This is a genomic window from Microbispora oryzae (assembly GCF_017896165.1).
GTDB lineage: Bacteria > Actinomycetota > Actinomycetes > Streptosporangiales > Streptosporangiaceae > Microbispora > Microbispora oryzae.
In genome coordinates, this window is the sequence record NZ_JAFCNB010000008.1 from 183,185 (window position 1) to 201,410 (window position 18,226).

At 69.8% G+C, this 18,226-nt stretch carries 15 protein-coding genes; 7 read left to right on the top strand and 8 right to left on the bottom strand.

The window, feature by feature from the left end; translation table 11 throughout:
• Positions 1–16: 16 nt before the first annotated feature.
• Positions 17–1,021 (bottom strand): TauD/TfdA family dioxygenase, encoded by a 1,005-nt coding sequence (locus tag JOL79_RS17025; RefSeq protein WP_210156800.1) that lies wholly within the window; start codon positions 1,019–1,021, stop codon positions 17–19.
• Positions 1,022–1,362: 341 nt separating this feature from the next.
• Here JOL79_RS17025 and JOL79_RS17030 point away from each other — a divergent pair, with 341 nt between their 5' ends.
• From JOL79_RS17030 to JOL79_RS17040, 3 genes are all read left to right on the top strand, one after another.
• Positions 1,363–2,295 (top strand): LysR family transcriptional regulator, encoded by a 933-nt coding sequence (locus JOL79_RS17030; protein ID WP_210156801.1) that lies wholly within the window; start codon positions 1,363–1,365, stop codon positions 2,293–2,295.
• A 445-nt stretch (positions 2,296–2,740) separates the two neighbouring features.
• Positions 2,741–3,835 carry a cellulose binding domain-containing protein gene (locus JOL79_RS34075; protein ID WP_307848569.1) on the top strand — a complete coding sequence of 365 codons (1,095 nt, stop codon included), beginning with the start codon at positions 2,741–2,743 and terminating at the stop codon, positions 3,833–3,835.
• Between the two features lie 30 nt (positions 3,836–3,865).
• The gene (locus tag JOL79_RS17040; RefSeq protein ID WP_210156802.1) at positions 3,866–5,251 is read left to right on the top strand and encodes an extracellular catalytic domain type 1 short-chain-length polyhydroxyalkanoate depolymerase; all 1,386 of its coding nucleotides are present in this window, start codon (positions 3,866–3,868) and stop codon (positions 5,249–5,251) included.
• A 64-nt stretch (positions 5,252–5,315) separates the two neighbouring features.
• On the opposite strand, the gene JOL79_RS17045 is transcribed toward JOL79_RS17040, so the two are convergent.
• The gene (locus JOL79_RS17045; RefSeq protein ID WP_210156803.1) at positions 5,316–6,053 is read right to left on the bottom strand and encodes an SDR family NAD(P)-dependent oxidoreductase; all 738 of its coding nucleotides are present in this window, start codon (positions 6,051–6,053) and stop codon (positions 5,316–5,318) included.
• A gap of 191 nt (positions 6,054–6,244) precedes the next feature.
• Between JOL79_RS17045 and JOL79_RS17050 the strand changes: the two genes are divergently transcribed.
• On the top strand, positions 6,245–6,868 hold the full coding sequence (locus JOL79_RS17050; protein WP_210156804.1) for a TetR/AcrR family transcriptional regulator: 624 nt from the start codon (positions 6,245–6,247) through the stop codon (positions 6,866–6,868).
• Here JOL79_RS17050 and JOL79_RS17055 read toward each other — a convergent pair.
• On the bottom strand, positions 6,850–9,180 hold the full coding sequence (locus tag JOL79_RS17055; RefSeq protein WP_210156805.1) for an LLM class flavin-dependent oxidoreductase: 2,331 nt from the start codon (positions 9,178–9,180) through the stop codon (positions 6,850–6,852). The two genes, JOL79_RS17050 and JOL79_RS17055, sit on opposite strands and share 19 nt — an antisense overlap.
• Positions 9,181–9,284: 104 nt before the next feature.
• On the opposite strand from JOL79_RS17055, the gene JOL79_RS17060 reads away from it, so the two are divergent.
• Positions 9,285–9,803, top strand: a complete 519-nt coding sequence (locus JOL79_RS17060) for a MarR family winged helix-turn-helix transcriptional regulator (RefSeq protein WP_210156806.1) — start codon at positions 9,285–9,287, stop codon at positions 9,801–9,803.
• An 18-nt stretch (positions 9,804–9,821) separates the two neighbouring features.
• Here the strand turns inward: JOL79_RS17060 and JOL79_RS17065 are convergent, their stop codons facing one another.
• From JOL79_RS17065 to JOL79_RS17075, 3 genes are all read right to left on the bottom strand, one after another.
• Positions 9,822–11,261 (bottom strand): sensor histidine kinase, encoded by a 1,440-nt coding sequence (locus tag JOL79_RS17065; RefSeq protein ID WP_210156807.1) that lies wholly within the window; start codon positions 11,259–11,261, stop codon positions 9,822–9,824.
• Between the two features lie 75 nt (positions 11,262–11,336).
• Positions 11,337–12,899 (bottom strand): PstS family phosphate ABC transporter substrate-binding protein, encoded by a 1,563-nt coding sequence (locus tag JOL79_RS35455; RefSeq protein ID WP_210156808.1) that lies wholly within the window; start codon positions 12,897–12,899, stop codon positions 11,337–11,339.
• A 308-nt stretch (positions 12,900–13,207) separates the two neighbouring features.
• Positions 13,208–13,855: an FMN-dependent NADH-azoreductase gene (locus tag JOL79_RS17075; protein ID WP_210156809.1), complete on the bottom strand. Its 648-nt coding sequence runs from the start codon at positions 13,853–13,855 to the stop codon at positions 13,208–13,210.
• 85 nt (positions 13,856–13,940) lie between these two features.
• On the opposite strand from JOL79_RS17075, the gene JOL79_RS17080 reads away from it, so the two are divergent.
• Together JOL79_RS17080 and JOL79_RS35460 are read left to right on the top strand one after the other, a co-directional pair.
• Positions 13,941–14,438, top strand: coding sequence for a MarR family winged helix-turn-helix transcriptional regulator (locus tag JOL79_RS17080; protein WP_210156810.1), 498 nt, complete (start codon positions 13,941–13,943; stop codon positions 14,436–14,438).
• 179 nt (positions 14,439–14,617) lie between these two features.
• Entirely contained in the window at positions 14,618–15,919 is a 1,302-nt protein-coding gene (locus tag JOL79_RS35460) for an RDD family protein (protein WP_210156811.1), read from the top strand.
• A 388-nt stretch (positions 15,920–16,307) separates the two neighbouring features.
• Here JOL79_RS35460 and JOL79_RS17090 read toward each other — a convergent pair whose 3' ends face one another.
• Complete coding sequence (locus JOL79_RS17090; protein WP_210156812.1) at positions 16,308–17,171, bottom strand: glycerophosphodiester phosphodiesterase; 864 nt, start codon at positions 17,169–17,171, stop codon at positions 16,308–16,310.
• A gap of 163 nt (positions 17,172–17,334) precedes the next feature.
• A complete protein-coding gene (locus JOL79_RS17095; RefSeq protein WP_210156813.1) occupies positions 17,335–18,150 on the bottom strand; it encodes a PIG-L family deacetylase in 816 nt (271 codons plus the stop codon).
• Between the last annotated feature and the right edge of the window lie 76 nt (positions 18,151–18,226).

The window sequence follows — 18,226 nt, forward strand, 5'->3', positions numbered from 1 at the left end:
TAGGCGCGGGGAGGCGTCAGTCGGCGACGAGGCCCCGTACGCCGTCGATCCACTTGTCGGCGTGCCGGTCCGCCGTCTCCTCGTCGCGGAAGGCGTACGTCTTCAGCAGCCACCGCGAGCGGGCGCTGTCCGGATCGGTGATCTCGATCTTCTCCCGGCTGTGCAGGCCGTCCTGGTTGGCGAAGAGCAGCAGGTCGCGGGTGCGCATCCGGTGCCGTACGCGCTCGGCGCGCACGACCGCGTTCTTCATCGCGATCAGGGCGTCCTTGGCCTCCGGCGGGGCGTCGGGGGCCACGGTCGTCATGGTGTCGAGGTAACGGAAGCTCGCCCCGTTCTCCAAAATCGGATGCGTCTCCGACAGGCTCAGGTCCTTGTTGTGCGCCTTGGAGAAGACGTCGAAGTGCGTCACGAACAAGGGCCGGCGCAGGACCTCCTGCTCCTCGGCGGAGAGCTGGCGGAGCAGGGCCCGGCCGTCGATGTAGCCGGTGTAGATGAGCTCCCCGTCCGGGCAGCGCAGCCCCAGCAGCGAGGTGTAGTCGGCGCGTACGGCATGGGCCGTGCGGTCGTTGTGGAAGAACAGCTCGCTGTCGCTGTAGCCGGTGAGCATGCCGCTGTACCGGTTGATGGCGACGACGTCGGTGAAGAACGACCCCTTGTTGCGCGCGTACGCGAGCAGCGGGTTGCCCAGCAGGCGCGCGGACAGCTCCAGCAGCGCCTCGCCGACGAAGGTGGTCTTCTTCAGATGCCGGTCCGCCACCGGGTCGTCGTGGTCGAGCTCGGGAACGGACTCGTCGATGGGGCAGTTGCGGACGAGATGGATGGTGGCCGACTCGGATTCCCGCTCGGCGCGTATCCGTGCGCACACATCCACGAAGAACGCCGGCACCCTGCCGCTTTCCACGATCTCGGCTACGGCCTTGGAGAACGCGGAGTAATCCCGGTAGGGATGTTCTTCGATACCCGACAGAACGGCGTGCAGTTCCTCGTGTTCGGCTGAGGACAGTTCGTAATCAGGCTTCATGGCTCCGTCTCACCGTTCGGCGAATGGACGAAGCCAAGAATGAAGGAACGGTCCCGCCGATGTCATCCACCGATGGTCGAAAAGGCGGACGGGCATATCAACTCGGAGTTGAGTCGTGTCAACCAGAGTCGGAGATCACTTCAACCCGAGCGCAGATCAGGCCTTATCCGGCGGCAAACTATTGACCGCGCCGAGCGGACAGATGTATGCACAATGAGGCCTTTGCGGCCCGTACGCCTCCGGCCCCGCGGCTTCGAGGGCGAAGCCGTGGTGATCATGTTCACACAGGTAAGCGACCGCCCTTCGCCGGCGATTGCCGGTCAGTCATGAGATGGACTCCTATGAACCTGGCACAGTGCGCGGCCTTCGTCGCCGTGGTGGACACCGGAAGTTTCACCAAGGCCGCCGACGCACGGCAGATCAGCCAATCCGCCGTAAGCCACGCGATCGCGAGTCTCGAATCGGAGCTCGGCGTTCCGCTCATGAAACGTGACCGCAGCGGCGTGGAGTTGACCGCGATAGGCAGGCGATTGCTCGTCCACGCGCGTTCCGTGATCCGCCATGCCGAGTTGATGCGCATGGAGGCGGAGAAAGTCGGCGGCGATCATCTCACCGGCAGTCTGCGGATCGCCTGCACCGGCACCTTCGACCCCCATCTGCTGGCCCGGGCCCTGTCCCGTTTCGGCGCCCGTTTTCCCGGTTTCGATTCGAGTCTGCGTGAGGGGGACGACCGCCAGATATCGAATTGGCTGCACCGGCAGGAAATAGAGGTGGGGATATTCACCGGCCCGGAGCGGCATCTGGCGAGCACACCGCTGCTGGAGGAGGAGATCCGTCTCGTGCTCCCGGCCGGGCATCCGCTGGCGGCCGGACCCGTGGTGCGGGTGGCGCAGATCACGGACGAGTCGTTCGTCGTTCTGGCCGGGAGCGACCCGGACATCCTCCGGCTCGCGCTGCCTGATCGCGAGCACGGCCCCACGATCGCCTATCGCACGCACTGCCGTTCGACCCTGTTCGCGCTCGTGGGCGAGGGTCTCGGTCTCGCGCTGCTGCCGGAGACCACCCTGCGGTCCGTGCCGCCGGACCTGCGGGTGCTGCCCCTGTCGCCGCCCGTCACCCGCCGGCTGTCCGTCTGTCTCAGCTCGGCGGCGCGCACGTCTCCGGCCGCGCGCAGCTTCGTCTCCATCATGCAGGGGCTCGCCGGAGAAATTCGGGCGGCCGCCCCTCATCGGCTTCTGCGCACCGTGGAACCGGAGTCCTCGGCGGCCACCTGACCGTTCAATCGAAAATGCCGCGAAATTCGGCACACGGGGTCCCGTGGCGAGCGGGTCGGAGCCGGAGACGGCAGAGGTGAAATTTTCACCATCACCTCCTCACCGGCCGTATCAGGCGATCCCCGATAACACCAGATGAGCGCACCCGCCCGCGCGCACCCGCCCGCACGGCACCGGCCCGGAGCTTGACGGCGCCTCCCCGCCTCGGATTTGCTCCGGCCACTACCTCGAATTAGCCGACGAGAAGGGGAGCGGCACGGCCCGGGACAATGGCCGGCACCCCGCCGCCCGTCAGATCCGGCGACGTCCGGCCGCGTAGCCAGGCTGCGTCGCAATGTTCGTGGACGAGGAAGCCGATTGAAATGTTAACGCTAACAGGGGCTGTCGGCCGGGGCTTCGGGCTGCCGCCCGAGAGAGGTTGAGCATGCGTACGTGGAGAAAATGGGTGACCGCGGCGCTCCTTTCCGTGGCCGTAGCGGCGATGGGGACGGGCATCGCGGGTGCGGAGTCCAACGGCGGGGTGAAGGTCATGCCGCTGGGTGACTCGATCACCGAGGGCACCCAGGTGCCCGGCGGATACCGCATCGGGCTGTGGCAGCGCCTGGCCTCCGGCCGTTACACGATCGACTTCGTCGGATCGCAGTACAACGGCCCCTCCAACCTGGGCGACCACGACCACGAGGGGCACCCCGGCTGGCGCATCGACCAGATCGACGCCAACATCACCGGCTGGCTGCGCACCTACAACCCCCACACCGTCCTGCTGCACATCGGCACCAACGACGTGCTGCAGAACTACAACGTCTCCAGCGCCCCCACCCGCCTGTCCACGCTGATCGACCACATCACCACCACCGCGCCCAGCGCCGAGGTGTTCGTCGCCACCATCATCCCCCTGGCCAACTCCGGCCAGGAGTCGGCCGTCCGCACCTTCAACGCCGCCATCCCCGGCATCGTGCAGAGCAAGGTCAACAACGGCAAGCACGTCCACCTCGTCGACATGCACAGCAAGCTCACCGCGTCCGACCTCATCGACGGCATCCACCCCACCGCCAACGGCTACGACAAGATGGCCGCCGCCTGGTACGCCGCGCTCCAGTCCGTCCCCGGCAGCATCAGCCAGGGCTCCAGCCCGTCGCCGAGCCCCAGTCCCAGCCCGTCGTGGAGCGCCTCGCCGAGCCCCAGCCCAAGCCCGAGTGCCACCCCCAGCACGTCGCCGTCCGGCCCGCCTCCGGGTGGCGGCGCCTGCTCGGCCGCCTACTCGGTGACCAACCAGTGGCCCGGCGGGTTCCAGGCCACCGTCACGGTGACAGCCGGCAGCTCGGCGATCTCGTCGTGGACCGTCACCTGGCAGTTCGCGGGCGGCCAGACCGTCACCCAGGCCTGGAACGCCACCGTCACCTCCAGCGGATCCCAGGTCACCGCCGGCAACGTCAGCTACAACGGCAGCCTGGCCGCGGGCGCGAGCACCCAGTTCGGCTTCCTCGGCAGCGCGACCGGCACCCCCAGCACCCCCACGCTGACCTGCTCCGCAGCCTGACCCGCACATCTACGTAAGGAAGGAAACAGCGTGAAACGTAGGATCAGGACGCTGCTGGCGGCCGCCGCGCTTCCCCTGGTCATGGTGGGCATGTTCCTTGCCGCGCGCCCCGCCGCGGCCGCGACCATGACCCGGGTGACCAACTTCGGTAACAACCCGACCAACCTGAACATGTACATCTACGTGCCGAACAACGTGGCACCCCGCCCCGCCCTGCTCGTCCTGGTGCATTACTGCAGCGGGTCGGCCAGCGGCATCTTCAACGGCAACGGCCACGACTTCGTCACCGCCGCCGACCGCTACGGCTACATCATCGTGCTGCCCGAGGCCACCCGAAGCGGCTCCTGCTTCGACGTGTCCACCTCCGGCGCCCTCAAGCGCGACGGCGGCAGCGACTCCACCGGCATCATGTCGATGGTCTCCTACGCCCGCCAGCACTACAACATCGACTCCGGCCGCATCGTGGTCAGCGGATTCTCCTCCGGCGCCATGATGACCAACGTCCTGGCCGCCGAATATCCCGACGTGTTCTCCGCCGCCTCCGCCTACTCCGGCGTCCCGGCCGGCTGCTTCGCCACCACCGGCGGGTCGCTGTGGAACAGCCAGTGCTCCGGCGGCCAGCTCATCAAGACCGCCCAGCAGTGGGGCGACCAGGCCCGCGCCATGTACCCCGGCTACACCGGCCCCTACCCCCGCATCCAGCTGTGGCACGGCACCACCGACACCACCCTCGCCTACCCCAACTTCGGCGAGGAGATCAAGCAGTGGACCAACCTCCACGGCCTGAGCCAGACCCCCAGCTTCACCGATCACCCGCAGTCCACCTGGACCCGCACCCGCTACGGCGGCACCGGCAACCAGGCCCCCGTCGAGGGCATCAGCATCAGCGGCGTCGGCCACCAGCTCCCCATGACCGGCCAGCTCGCCTACGCCATCACCTTCCTCGGCCTCGACGGCACCACGACCGCCTCGCCCTCCCCGTCGGCCTCTCCGACGCGGTCGCCCTCTCCGTCTCCGTCCCCGTCTGCGTCGCCGTCTGCGTCGCCGTCGCGATCCCCGTCCCCGTCCCCGTCGCCGTCGTCCTCGCCCTCGTCGAGCCCGACACCTCAGGGCCCGGGCGGCTGCACCGCGACGTACCGGGCGATCAACAGCTGGCCGGGCGGCTTCCAGGCTGAGGTGACCGTGGCCAACGGCGGATCCACCGCCATCAACGGATGGACGGTTCGCATGACTCTGGCCTCCGGGCAGAGCATCAGCAGCCTGTGGAACGGGGTCGTGACCGGCTCCACGGGCACGGTCAGCGTCCAGAACGCGGCCTACAACGGCACCATCGCCGCAGGCGGCACCACCACGTTCGGCTTCACGGCCAACGGCGACGGCGCCGCCACTCCGACCGTCACCTGCTCCAGCATGTGACATTCCGCGACCCGCCGTCCGCCGATCTCCCTTCCGATCGGCGGGCGGCGGGTCGCCTCGTGTCTCAGACCACCTGGTCCGTCGGACGGAGCAGGATCTCGTTGACGGCCACGTGGCCGGGCTGGCTCACGGCGTAGAGCACGGCGTTCGCGACATCCTCCGGGCGCAGCGTGCGGATCGACTTCATCATGTCCCGGGCGGCGGCCCTGGTGACGGGGTCGGTGATGTGGTCGGCCAGCTCGGTGTCCACCATCCCCGGCTCGATCACCACGACGCGCACGCCCTGTGCCGTGACCTCCTGGCGCAGCGCTTCCGAGAATCCGTTGACCCCGAACTTGGTCGCCGCGTAAACGCCGCCGCCCGCCGACGCCGTACGCCCCGAGGTGGAGGAGATCTGCACGAGCGTTCCCCCGCGCTCCAGCAGATGAGGCAGGGCGGCGTGGGTGGTGTACATCGCCCCGAGCAGGTTGGTGTGCACCATCCTCGCCCACTCCGAGGTGTCCGCCCCGGGAATCGGGCCGGTCAACATGATCCCCGCGTTGTTCACCAGCACGTCGAGTCCGCCGAAGTGCCCGGCGGCGGCGGACACCGCGTCGCGGCACGACCCCTCGTCGGTCACGTCCAGTTCGAGCGCGAGCACCTCGCCCGCGGCCCGTTCGACGAGGCCGGCCAGCCGGTCGGTGCGGCGGGCCCCGGCCGCCACCTTCGCTCCGGCGGCGGAGAGCGCAAGCGCGGTCGCCTCGCCGATGCCCGACGAGGCCCCCGTCACCAGGACGACTTTTCCATCCAGCACGCGATCCACAGATCTTTCCCTTCCCCTGTGCGACACCGGCCACCTGCGCGACTCCGCGCCACAACAAACCGGACCGGTCGGTCAGGTTCAACATAGCACCCAACCGGACCAGCCGGTCATGTTCCGCTAGACTGGCGGGAGACGGGAGGACGATGACGAATCCGACGGCAAATCCCACGGCAAATCCGACGACGAACCCCATGACGGCCCCGCGGACGAGCCGGCAGGCGAGGGCCGACGCCCTGCGCAACCGGCGGCTGCTGTTGGGCGCCGCGGCCGACGTCTTCGCCGAGTACGGCACGGAGGCGTCTGTCACCCAGATCGCCCAGCGGGCCGGCATCGGGAAGGGAACGGTCTTCCGGCACTTCCCGACCAAGGAAGACCTGCTCGCCGCGATCGTGGGCGAACTGCTCGACGCGCTGGTCGACACCGGCGTCGCGCTCTCGGACGCCGACGATCCGGAGGCCGCCCTGCTCGCGTTCATGACGGCGGGGGTCGAGCTCCAGGTCAAGGACCGGGCGTTCTGCGAGGTCGTCGGACGCCCGTCGCTGCGGCACCCCGACGTCCAGGCGGGGATCGAGCGGCTGTGCGAGGTCGCGGAGACCCTGACCGACCGGGCCCGCCGGCAGGGGACCGTCCGCCAGGACATCACCGGCCGGGACATCGTGCTGCTGGTGGGGGGCGTGCACCAGACCGCCGCGCCGGCGATGGACGCCGACCCGGAGCTGTGGCGCCGATATCTGGGCCTGGTCTTCGACGGCATCCGAGCAGTGACGGCGGCGCCCCTGGCGCATCCCGCTCCGGATCACATGCGGCTCGGCTGAACCTCCGCCCCGGCGCCGTCGTCTCCGCCCTCGAACTCCGGAGTGATGGCGAAGTTACGGTTGAAGACGTTGTCCGGATCCCACTCCGCTTTGAGGCTGCGCAGACGAGTGAGGACCGGTTCGGGGAAGGCGTCGAGCAGCCGGGCCGGATCCGTGTCGGTCTCGAAGCTCAGGTACATGCCGTCCAAGTAAGGGCGGAGGCGGGCCCACTGGGCGTCCATGCGAGCGGCGAGAGCCGGGACCGACGCGGCGAGGACGGAGAACTCCTGGGTCCGGTGCGACCACGCCATGGCGTCCGCCGGGACGTCGTGCACCGCCCCGCCCATCGAGCGGAACTGCATGACCGTGATCGCTCCCGACTTGATCATCTGCTCCGCGACCTCGGCCGCCAGCCTGGTCACGTGGCCGATCAGCCCGCTGCGCGTGTCCGCGAGACCCTGGCCGCGATGCCGGTTCCCGGCCGGCGCGACGATCAGGTGATACGGCACGAGCTGCGCCTGCTGGTCGAGCACGGGGCCCACGCCGAGGAAGGGGGTGAGCGCGTTCTGCGCGGCCTCGACGTCGTCCCCGGCGTAGACCAGGGTGATCTGCCCGGTCACCGAGCCGCCCCCGCGGGCGGGAAAGAGCGACAGGAAGCTTGAGATCTCACGCGGGGCGGCCTCGACCAGCCGTCCCCACTCGACCAGGAAATCGGCCGTGTCGGTGGCGTCCACGACGATCGTCGCGTAGGCGACGTCCCCGACCTCGTCGGCCTCGAACTCGAACGCCGTCACGACGCCGAAGTTGCCGCCGGCGCCGCGGATCGCCCAGAACAGATCGGGGTGATGGCCGCCGTCGACGCGGAGCCTGCGGCCGTCCGCCACGACGATCTCGGCAGCGACCAGGTGGTCGATCGTGAGGCCGTGTTGGCGGACCAGATAGCCGATGCCGCCTGCCGTGGCGAGGCCCCCGACGCCAACGTCGCCGTAGTCTCCCGAGCTCAGCGCGAGGCCGTACGGCGCGAGCGCGCGGGCGACGTGCCCCCACCGCGCGCCCGGTTCGACCCTCACGCGCCCCGTGTCCCGGTCGATCACCTCGACCGCGTTCATCTTCGACAGGTCGATCACGATGCCGCCGTCGTTGGTGGACCGGCCGCTGATGCCGTGCCCACCGCTGCGTACGGATATGCCGGCGTTCTGGCCGCGCGCGTAGGCGAGCGCGGCCGCGACGTCGTCGGCCGTCTCGCACCGGATGACCAGCGCGGGCGATCCGGTGTGGCTGTAGCTGTGGCGCACCTCCTCGTAAGCCCGGTCGCCCGGCTCGACGACCTTCGCCGCGAGCGACTCAGGGACCGCGTCGTAGTCGAGGGTGTCGTGCCGCCTGGCGAGCACCGCCGCCGGGCGCTTCGGACCACCGCCCGGGACGTCCCCGGGACCGGCCTTCGCCCGCTCGCGCGCGACCTCCTCGCGGAGCGCGGGGGCCACCTCCTCGCCGAAGGTCCGGATCACCTCCGGATCGTCCTGCCCGATGAGGAACGCCGAGAAGCCCTGGTCGAGCACGAGGGTGAGCAACTCGTCCACCCACTGCTCGGGCGGCCCCTGGAGGAGGCCGCGGCTGACGGGAGAGAAGCCCACGTGCAGGATGTTGAGCAGGCGCCGGATCTCGCGGGGGTGGCGACCGGCGGCGAGGGCCGCCTCATCGATGATCTGGTTCGACTCCGCCATCCCGGGCGTCTCGATGTATTCGAGCGACGGGAGCCATCCGTCGGCCTTGCGGCCGGTGAGCCGCAGCATGCGCGGCTTGTAGGCCCCCAGCCAGATGCCGATGTCGTGTGCGGGACGCGGGCCGCGCCGCATGGAGGGTATCGAGTAGTGCGTGCCCTTGTGGCGGAGCGGCCCGGGCTCGCCGTCGTCCCAGACGCCCCGGATGATGTCGATCGCCTCGTCGAGCGCCTCGATGCTCTGCCCCGGCGTCAGACGCGGGCCGCCCATGCCGTGGACGGCGCCGGGGAAGGCGCCCGCGCCGAGGCCGAACTCGAACCGGCCCTCCGACAGGACGTCGAGCGTCGCCGTCGCCCGGCCGAGCACCGCGGGCGGCCGCAACGGCAGATTCATCACGTTCGCCGAGACGCGGATGCGCCGGGTCCTGGCCGCGACCCAGGTCAGCAGTGTGTACGTGTCGAGGTAGTCGGCGTTATAGGGATGGTCCTGGAACGTCGCGATATCCAGGCCGGCGTCCTCCGTAAGCTCCGCCAGCGCCACGGCCCGCGCCGGGTCGTGTGCGGTGGGAGTGATGAACGTGCCGAGCAGGAGCTCGTGACCGTAGTCAGGCATTGAATGGTCCCCATCAGATACGTTGCACAGAATTTTATCTGAGTCACAACCTATATGCCATGCAACTGATCTGCGCCCACACGTGTTCCTGATAGTCTTGAACGATGGCGGAAGAACGGGCCGACGACCTCCCGGCGACCGAGCGCGCCGCCGCGGGCAACCTGGGATGGTCGCTCGGCATGGTCCTGCGCGCCTGGCAGGAGGAGGTCGACGAGGCGCTCCGGGGCATGCCGGGCGGCAGCAGGGGCTACCACGTGCTCTCGGTCGTCGCACAGGGCGAGCCGCGGCGGCAGAAGGACCTGGCCGGCCAGGTCGCGCTCGACCGCACCGTGCTGGTCTATCTCATCGACGACCTGGTCGAGGCGGGCCTCGTCGAGAGACGGCCGGATCCCACAGACAGACGCGCCCGGCTGATCGCGGTCACCGAGCGCGGCGTGCGGGTGCTGGCCGAGGCGAAGAACCGCGTGGCGATGGCCGAGGAGCGGATGCTGGCCGGAATCAGCCCGGAAGAGCGGCTGATCCTCCGTAAGATCACGACGAAGGCGGCCTCGGCCATCCACGACACGCGCCCCAACACCGACCCCTGCGTCGCCGTCAGGTCGGTGCTCGACATCCCCTCCTGACCCGTCCCGCGGCGACGGCTACCTGGAGCCCCGGGCGGTGATCGGCTGATCCTGAACGGCGGAGCTCCCGGCCGGCTTCGCGGCGTCGGCGGCGGCGGGCAGTCGCAACACGAACCGCGCCCCACGCGGACTGTCCTCGATCCCGAGGGTGCCGCCGGCCATCTCCGCGATCTGCCGGGCGATCGGCAGGCCGAGTCCGCTGCCCCCGCGGTCGCGGGTGCGGGCGGCGTCCAGACGGGTGAAACGGCCGAAGACGTGTTCCCGCTGCTGCGGTTCGATCCCGGCGCCGTCGTCGAGCACCTCAAGCACGGCGACGCCGTTCGGGAAGCGTCCATCTTCCGGTCCGTCGCCGGGCTCCCGCCGTACGGTGATGGTGACCACGGATTCGGCGTGCCGCATGGCGTTGTCGACGAGGTTGGTCAGCAACCGGCACAGCCTGCCCCGGTCGATCTCGACCCGCACCCCGGGCTGGAGGCTGCACTCGATCGTCTTCTTCGGACGGCGGATGGCGCACTCGCCCACCACGAACTGCGCCAGGTCGACCCGCTCCGGCGGGAGTGAGACGCCGGAGTCCAGCGCCGCCATGATCAGCAGGTCGTGCACGATGCCGCCGAGCCGGTCGAGGCTGTGCAGGAGGTGCGAGCCGAGCTCGGTCACGTTGGTCTCCCCGGGGGCGGCCAGCGCGTCCTCCACCTCGGTCCGCATGGCGGTGATGGGGCTGCGCAGATCGTGAGAGGCGTCGGACACGAACTGGCGCTGCTGGCGCAGCGCCGCCTCCAGCCGGCTCAGCGTCTCGTTGACGCTGCCGGCCAGGTCGTGGATCTCGTCGGCGGAGGGCGGCACGGGCACCCGGCGGTCGGGACAGGTGGCGTTGATCGAATCCAGTTCCGCCCGCATGGCGGTGACCGGCCGGAGGGAGACCGCGGCCACTCGGTGGCCGAGCGCGGTGATCCCCACCGTGAGCAGCAGGGCGCCACCGATCATCGCCGCGGCGAGCTGTGCGTCAACCCACGGGGGGATGGCCGGGGACGCGCTGTAGACGATCCAGTCCGCCTGGCCGTGCCGGGCCCGCTGGGCCACCACCACATCGCAGTCGTCCCGGAACACCCCGCCGCACACCACGGAGGTGGTGGCTTGCCGGCCGCTGGGAGTGAAGGCCGCCATGGGCGGCCTGCCCTTCAGTTGCGGGGTCGAGGCGACGACCCTTCCCCGTTCGTCGACCACCTGGACGACGCGCGACGAGTGGCTGGCGAGCGGATCGGCCACCACGTCTCCATGCTCGATCTGGGTGACCACCCGGCGGCCCGCGGCGGCGACCTCCTCGCTGAGCCACCGTGTGGCCACGTGCTGCATGACGACCATGAGCAACAGGGCGAGCGACGTCGACAGCAGGGCGGCCACTGCTCCGGCGAACAGCGTGGTGCGCCTGATGATCGAGAGTTGCTGCCGCGTTCTCATCCTCCGTCCCCCAGCCAGTGGACCACACGAGCGGCGGCAGAGCGTCGGCGCCTCCCCCTCGAACGGGGCCGCGGCTCACGACTGGCAGCGTCTGAGGCCGCTCGGCGTGTAGCACGGCAGGTGACCGAAGGCCTTCAGCACCTCCTGGCCGTTTCCCCTGATCACGTAGTTGAGGAAGCTCGACGTCAGGGAGCCGGGGGCGGGCGCCCCGTTGGTGTAGGCGTACTCGATCTCGGTGAAACGGTAGGTGTCGTCGCCGATGGCCTGGATCGAGGGCGCGTGGCCGTCAATGGTCACGGGGTGCAGGCCCTTGGTGGCGACGGCGGCCCCGAGCTCGCTGTAGCCGATGGCGCCCGGCAGCCGGGCCACGGTCGTGAGCACCTCGGTCGTGCTGTCGAGCTCACATCGGATGATCTTGTCTTGCGGGGAGTTCCTGGTCTCGCAATCCCGGGAGGTGAAGGCGGGTTCGCCCTGTCCGCCGAGGATGCGCCGGCGGAGCAGGTCGCGGGTGCCGGAGTTGGCGTCCCGGCTGACGAGCCGGATGGGAAGGTCGGGGCCGCCGAGCTCGGCCCAGTTGACCACGTCGCCCTGGTAGATCCGGCGTACCTGATCGATCGTCAGGTTGCCGACGCCGACCTTGTCGTTGACGACGAGCGTGAAGGCCGCGATGGCGATCCGGTCCTCCCTCAGCTGGGTGAAGCTTGGCGGCTTGGGACCGTCCGAGACGGCGAGCAGGGCCGGGGCGGCGGTCAAGCCGCCGTCCGCCTCCATCAGCTCGCGCACGCCCTCGTTGCTGCCGTGCACGTCCACCCTGATCCGGGAGCCGGGGCACTCCCCCTCGTACCGCTCGGCCAGCTTCCGCATGGCGGGGGCGAAGGCCGTGGAGCCGACGACCTTGAGCTCCCCCGCGGCGCAGCCGATCGGCGGCGCGGGCTGCCGGAAGACGACGATGCCCGCCAGCGTGAGGAGGCAGACGGCGAGCACGACGGTGGTCCCCAGGGCGACCTTGCTGAAGAGCGGCGGCTTGTCGTCGACCGACATGCTGCGGGTGCGCTCCACCTTGCCGTCCTGGATGCCGCCCCTGACGTCGATCCGGCCTCCGGCGTGACCGCCGCTCAACAGCACGAGCAGCTTGAAGTGCTGGTCCTCGTTGAGCGGGACGCGGGGCAGGCGAATCGCGTTCCCGCCGTACTGCAGGCCGCCCTTGCCCTCGACCGGGACGAAATGTCCCAGCAGGTGCGGCGCCTTGGGGTCGGGGATGACCTCGACGCTGCGCACCCTCCGCCCCGAGAAGACGACGGTGAGGCCGTGATTCCTGTCGGGGTTGGTGTAGTCGGTGTCGGCGATGCCGGTCGTGCCGACGTTCTCGACGCGGAGCAGCACAAGAGTGGGATCGGACATGCCGAGCTGGTCGGTGAAGAGCCCCAGCGGCGCGTTCGGCGGCGCACCTCCGTCGTCGCCGGCGCCGTCGTCACCGGTGCCGCCGGTGCCGCCGATGGCGGTGTCCAGTTGCACGCGGTGGCCGACACGCTTGCCGCGTCGCGTCCGGAGCTGGTACGAGGCGCCGGCGGCGGGCACCAGGAGGCCGAGCAGCGCGGCGACCATGGCGACGATGTTCTCGGGGGTGAACCAGTCCACGCTCGACACGCTCCCCGTGAATGACCCGGATGCGCCGGCGGTCTATACGCTGCGGCCAACGCGCCTCACGCCTGGCCTTTTTCACGATATGCGGCGGCAATCGGAATACCGGCGTCTTAACGGAGCGGTTCCCCGATGTTCGCGCGGAATTCTTCATTCACCGAAGCTTCCGGAATATCCCGTGCGGTCGATATCGCCGCGATGCCGCCCGGACGGCCGCGTCCCCTGAGGTCTCCTGAGGTCCTATGAAGTCCCTTGAGGTCCTTTGAGGGGGCGCGGCCGGCGCGGCTCGTTCACGGCGGACGGCGCTACACCGCCACGTCGACCGGGGTCCAGAGAGCGTCGATCTCCTGCTCCGCCTGGGCGAGGCTCTTGGCGGCCATCGGGATCAGCTCCGCCATGGCGGGGTCGACCTCGGCCAGGGTGAGCTCGGCCGCGATGAACCGCGGCTCAAGCCCGGTGCCGGAGATGACGTGCGAAAGCCACGGCGACGCGTGGTCCCACCCCTCGCGCGGCGCTCCGGGCCCGTAACCGCCTCCGCGGGTCGCGACCACCACGAATTCACGTCCGCCGAGCAGCCCCTCCCTGGTGACGGGGTCGAACGCCAGCCCCGGCGCGATGAGGTGATCGACCCACGCCTTCACGGAGCTGGGCGCGCTGTAGTTGTAGAGCGGCAGCCCGAGAACGATCGTGTCGGCCTGCCGCACCTCCTCGGTCAGCCGTTCCGTCAGCGCCCAGGAGGCGGCCTGCGCCGGCGTGTGGTCCTGCGACGGCGTCATCCGCGCCAGTCCGCCGGCCTCATCGAGATGCGGCAGGGGGCTCCTGCCCAGGTCACGGTAGGTGACGGTGCCACCGGGATGCGCCTCCCGCCAGACGGCGGCGGCGCGTGCGGACAGCTTCCGGCTGACGGACCGGTCGCCCTGGATGCTCGAGTCGATGTGCAGCAGGTGTGACATCCCAGTTCATCCTTCATGGATAGTTTGTGGTTCACAAATGATTAGCGGCACGTCGACCACACGTCAAGTCGGCTAGACTTGGGGCATGAAGTCCCTGCCGGTCGTCAACCAGCCGGCGCACCGCTGCGGCGCCCTCCTCGACCACATCGCCCGCCGCATCCGGCTCCGTTCCGAGTCGGTCCTCGCCCCGCTCGGCCTGCGTCCCCGCCACCTCATCGCTCTCACAGTCCTGCGGGACGGCGGCGGCAGCACCCAGCAGGCGCTCGCCGGAACGCTGGAGATGGACGGGACCAACGTCGTGGGGCTGCTCAACGACCTCGAGTCCGAAGGGCTGATCGAGCGGCGGCGTTCACCCAAGGACCGTCGCCGCCATGTCGTCGAGCTCACCCCGGCCGGCGGTGAGAGACTGGCGAAGGCGGAGTTCGCACTGGCCGCGGTCGAGGACGAGGTGTTCGCGGGGCTCGACTTCGAGCAGCGCGAGACCCTCTACGAGTTGCTCCAGCAGGTCACGGGCGTGGATTCCGCCACCTGCGTCGAGGCGGCGAGGGAAGACGCCGCGGAGGCAGCCAAAACCGGCCGCTGATTCCGAACGGCCGCCCGTCGTCGCGCCCGTAGAGGCCCACGCCGTCCCGGCACGCCCATTCGGATGGATCCGAATTCGAATCGCCTTCCACACCCGGCTATCGGGCTCTGTCGTCTCGTCTACTTGCCCCGCCCCGGCATCACATGTTCTGTTCGAGCCGGACGCAGGAAGGAGAAGAGGTGGTCCCGCACCGGTTGCACGAATATCCGTTCCCGATCGCCTATCCGGCTCGCCTGTTCGAAATCGCCGACGGCCCGGCCGATCGGCTGGGAAAGGCGCAGCACTTTCTGGAACTGGTCGCCACGTTTCTCGGGGTGCTGGCGCTGGCCTGGTGCCGGGAGAATTCGGTCGAGCCGGGTGGCGTAAAACAGTGGCAGCGAAAACTCGAACCGTCCGGAATCACGCTCGGCGCCTGGAATGCGGCCGCGCGAGCGGCCGGCAAACTGATGGCCCGGGCCGAGCGCGATCCGGTGGCCCGTATCGTCTCCGCGGCGGCCGGCGCCGCCGCCGACGGCCTTGATCGGTACGGCGAGCGGCGCAACGTCTACGCCCATGGCGGGATGCCACGCCTCCGGCCGGACCAGGAGGAGGCCGTGGCGGAGATGGGCCGGACCGTCTCGGCTCTCCTCGACCGCGTCCAGCCGTTGACGGAGTTGCGCATCGGGGTCATCCGCTCCGGCCGCGCGGGCAGCGACGGATACATCGTCGAACTTGACGTGATGACGGGCTACGCCGAGCCGTTTCAGATATCGCGCATGCGCTCGTCCAGGGAATTCGAGAAAGGAACCGTGGTGGCGTACCACGACTCCACCCTCGACCACGCGATCGATCTCTCCCCGTACTCCATCTGGCACAAATGCCCGGAGTGCGGCCGGCCGGAACTTTTCTACCTGCACCAGCGCAGAAAAAACCGCAGCAGCTATCTGAGCTTCTCCACCGGACACCGGCTGACCATGCGTAAAGACGTGATCGCGGACGCCGGCACATCCATTACCGCGCTCCGGCTCGAACCAGTGGGGTCCACGCGGAGCAGGGCGTCCACGGGCTGGCGCGCGATCTGGGCCGATCTCGCTCCGCGTGGCCGCCGGATCTCCGCGCGAACGGCCGATCTGGTGATCGCGGTCGGCGTCGCCGTCGCACTGGCCCGGGGCGGTTCCCTGCTGGGGCTCACCGCGTGGCAGGCGACGCTCGCCGGGTTCGTGACACTGAACCTGTACGAGCCGCTGAGCACGCTCAGCGGGGGTAGCCCCGGCAAGCGTCTCGCTCGGATCGAGCCGATCTCGGTCTGGGACGCGCGGGCGCTGAACCACGCGGACGCCCTCAGGCGCGCGCTCCTCTTCGACCTGCAGTTCGTCTTTCCGCCGCTGGCGATACGCAATCTCGCCTGGCTGATCTGGGACCCCGCCCGGCAGTGCCTGCACGACCGCGGAGCCCGCGCCATCGTCGTCCGCGGCAGGTCGAGGCTGCCTCAGAAGCGTTAATCCTGCAGCATCCGCGGATTGCGGCAGCCGGGATATCCCGAGCAGCCGAGATAGGGCCGACCTGTGTCCCTCATCCGGGAGAACGTCCGGGGCTTCCCGCACTTCGCGCAGACCCGGCGGTCCAGCAGGTGGCGCCCGCCGAGAGTGGCGACCAGGCGGGGCGTCGGCCGCCGCCCGTGGTAGGGGCAGCGCCCCAGCAGCCCGTAGACGACCCTTTGACAGGCTTGGTACGGTGCCCGGCTTCGCGGACTGTGGCAGTTCATCCGTAGGCCGAAGGCGACCGTCAGCAGCACGGATCCGGCCAACAGTCCCGCTATGACCGCCATGGACGCCTCCCGACGACGTGTTCATCGTCGCCGGGAAGAACGCCGCGGACAACCCCCGGGTCTCAGGCCGGCCGTTTCCGCGCGGTGAGTGTTATGCCGCGCAGCAGGTCGGGGCGGTTGGTGATGATGCCGTCGACCCCCGCCGAGATCAGCCGCCGCATGGTCGCGGCGTCGTTCACGGTCCAGGCGAGCACGCGCATGTGGTTCGCGTGCACGCGCCGCACATATTGGGCCGTGACCGACGCGTACGGCGGGTTCACCTCGTCCGCGAAGCGGGAGAGCCCGGCCAGGCGGCCCGCCGAGGGGGCGCCGAGCAGGCCGATCGGGACGTTGGGCAGCAGCCGGTGGAAGGCCCGCGCCGAGTCCCAGTCGAACGACTGGACGGTGAGGCGTCCGGGGCGCAGCCACGCGGGCTCCGCCCGCAGCTCCCGCGCGATCCGGCCCTCGATGCCGGGGTGGCGCCTCGGCTCCTTGATCTCCAGGAGCAGGTCGAGCCCGCTTCCGCTCAGCTTCGTGAGCGTCTCTCCCAGCGTCGGCACCCGTTCGCCCTTGTAACGAGGCGCGAACCACGAGCCGGCGTCCAGCCGGCGGATCTCGGCGAGGGTGAAGTCGCCGACCCGCCAGGGCGCCCGGCGGGGGAACAGCTTCTCCACGTCGGTCGTGCGGGCCAGTGTGACGTCGTGCATCAGGACGAGCTGATGGTCCCTGGTCTGCTGAACGTCCAGCTCGAACGTGTCGGCGCGCAGTCGCCGGGCCTCCTCGAAGGCCGCGATCGTGTTCTCCGGGGCGTACGCGGACGCCCCGCGATGAGCGACGACGACGACCTGGGACGACTCGGCGGCGGCCGGACGCGCGGCGTGCGCGGGGAGCGCCGGGATCTGAGCCGCGAGGGCGCCGGAAACGGTGAGGACGAGCGGTCGGAGCATGGGGGTCTCCTCGAAGGCGGGAGGCGGCCTACGAGGAGGTATCTGACCAGGGTCCATGACGACAAGTTGAGGTGAAAGTGTCGATCTGATGCCGTGCGGATGAGCGTTCGCCGCTCCCGGCGGTTCGGGGCGATCCGTGGCCCGCGAGCGCCCCCGAGCAGGCTCAGCCGCGCAGGCCGGCGAACAGGTCGTCCTCGAGGTCGGGCGCGTCGACCCGTGACCAGGCCCGGGTGAAGAACTCGGCGGCGAAGAAGAGCTGCTGGGCTTCCGGCGGCATGGCCAGCAGCATCGCGCTGTCGCCCTGGCTCGCGTGGGCCCGGAGGGCCTTCAGCTTCCGCTCCGAGTGCGCCGACACGTCGATCTCCGCGGTGACCAGCTCGTCCGGGGTGCCGAAGTCGTCCGGCGGCTCGAAGTCCGGCCCCATCCCCATCGCCTTCATGTGCTCGACCATCGCGAGCATGCGGGAGCGCGGCGCGGCCGAGTAGTAGAACTTGTCCGGAATTCCGGTCATCTCGGCGGCCCTGACCGCGATCCGATGTGCCTGGATGTGGTCGGGATGCCCGTAGCCGCCGTTCTCGTCGTACGTGACGATCACGTGCGGCCGGTAGCGCTCGACGAGCTCGGCCAGCCGCGCCGCGGCCCCCTCCACCGGGGCGTTGAAAAACGCCTCGGGGTGGTCGTTCGCCGGCCAGCCGACCATGCCGGAGTCGCGGTAGCCGAGCAGTTCGACGTGGGTGACACCGAGATGGCCGACGGACTCACGCAGTTCGGCGAGGCGGCGTTCGGCCACCGCCGCCTCGTCGTGACCGGGCTCGCCCGGCTTCACCCCGTCAGGGCCGTCGCCCTGCCCGCCGTCCGTACAGGTGACGAGCACGGTCGTGATGCCCTCGTCGGCGTACGCCGACAGGATCCCGCCCGTCCCGATGACCTCGTCATCGGGATGGGCGTGAACCGCCATGAGGGTGAGTGGTCGCTGCATTCCGTCTCCCCGGGTCGCCGATCTCCTCGAAACACCGGTGACCCTACCTCCGCGCTACGACAAGTCGCGCGCGGAG

Bases quoted from the DNA above. Each gene is read 5' to 3' on its own strand.
- JOL79_RS17025 (WP_210156800.1), bottom strand. From the start codon at position 1,021: ATGAAGCCTGATTACGAACTGTCCTCAGCCGAACACGAGGAACTGCAC.
- JOL79_RS17030 (WP_210156801.1), top strand. From the start codon at position 1,363: ATGAACCTGGCACAGTGCGCGGCCTTCGTCGCCGTGGTGGACACCGGA.
- JOL79_RS17050 (WP_210156804.1), top strand. From the start codon at position 6,245: ATGACGGCCCCGCGGACGAGCCGGCAGGCGAGGGCCGACGCCCTGCGC.
- JOL79_RS17055 (WP_210156805.1), bottom strand. From the start codon at position 9,180: ATGCCTGACTACGGTCACGAGCTCCTGCTCGGCACGTTCATCACTCCC.
- JOL79_RS17060 (WP_210156806.1), top strand. From the start codon at position 9,285: ATGGCGGAAGAACGGGCCGACGACCTCCCGGCGACCGAGCGCGCCGCC.
- JOL79_RS17065 (WP_210156807.1), bottom strand. From the start codon at position 11,261: ATGAGAACGCGGCAGCAACTCTCGATCATCAGGCGCACCACGCTGTTC.
- JOL79_RS17075 (WP_210156809.1), bottom strand. From the start codon at position 13,855: ATGTCACACCTGCTGCACATCGACTCGAGCATCCAGGGCGACCGGTCC.
- JOL79_RS17080 (WP_210156810.1), top strand. From the start codon at position 13,941: ATGAAGTCCCTGCCGGTCGTCAACCAGCCGGCGCACCGCTGCGGCGCC.
- JOL79_RS17090 (WP_210156812.1), bottom strand. From the start codon at position 17,171: ATGCTCCGACCGCTCGTCCTCACCGTTTCCGGCGCCCTCGCGGCTCAG.
- JOL79_RS17095 (WP_210156813.1), bottom strand. From the start codon at position 18,150: ATGCAGCGACCACTCACCCTCATGGCGGTTCACGCCCATCCCGATGAC.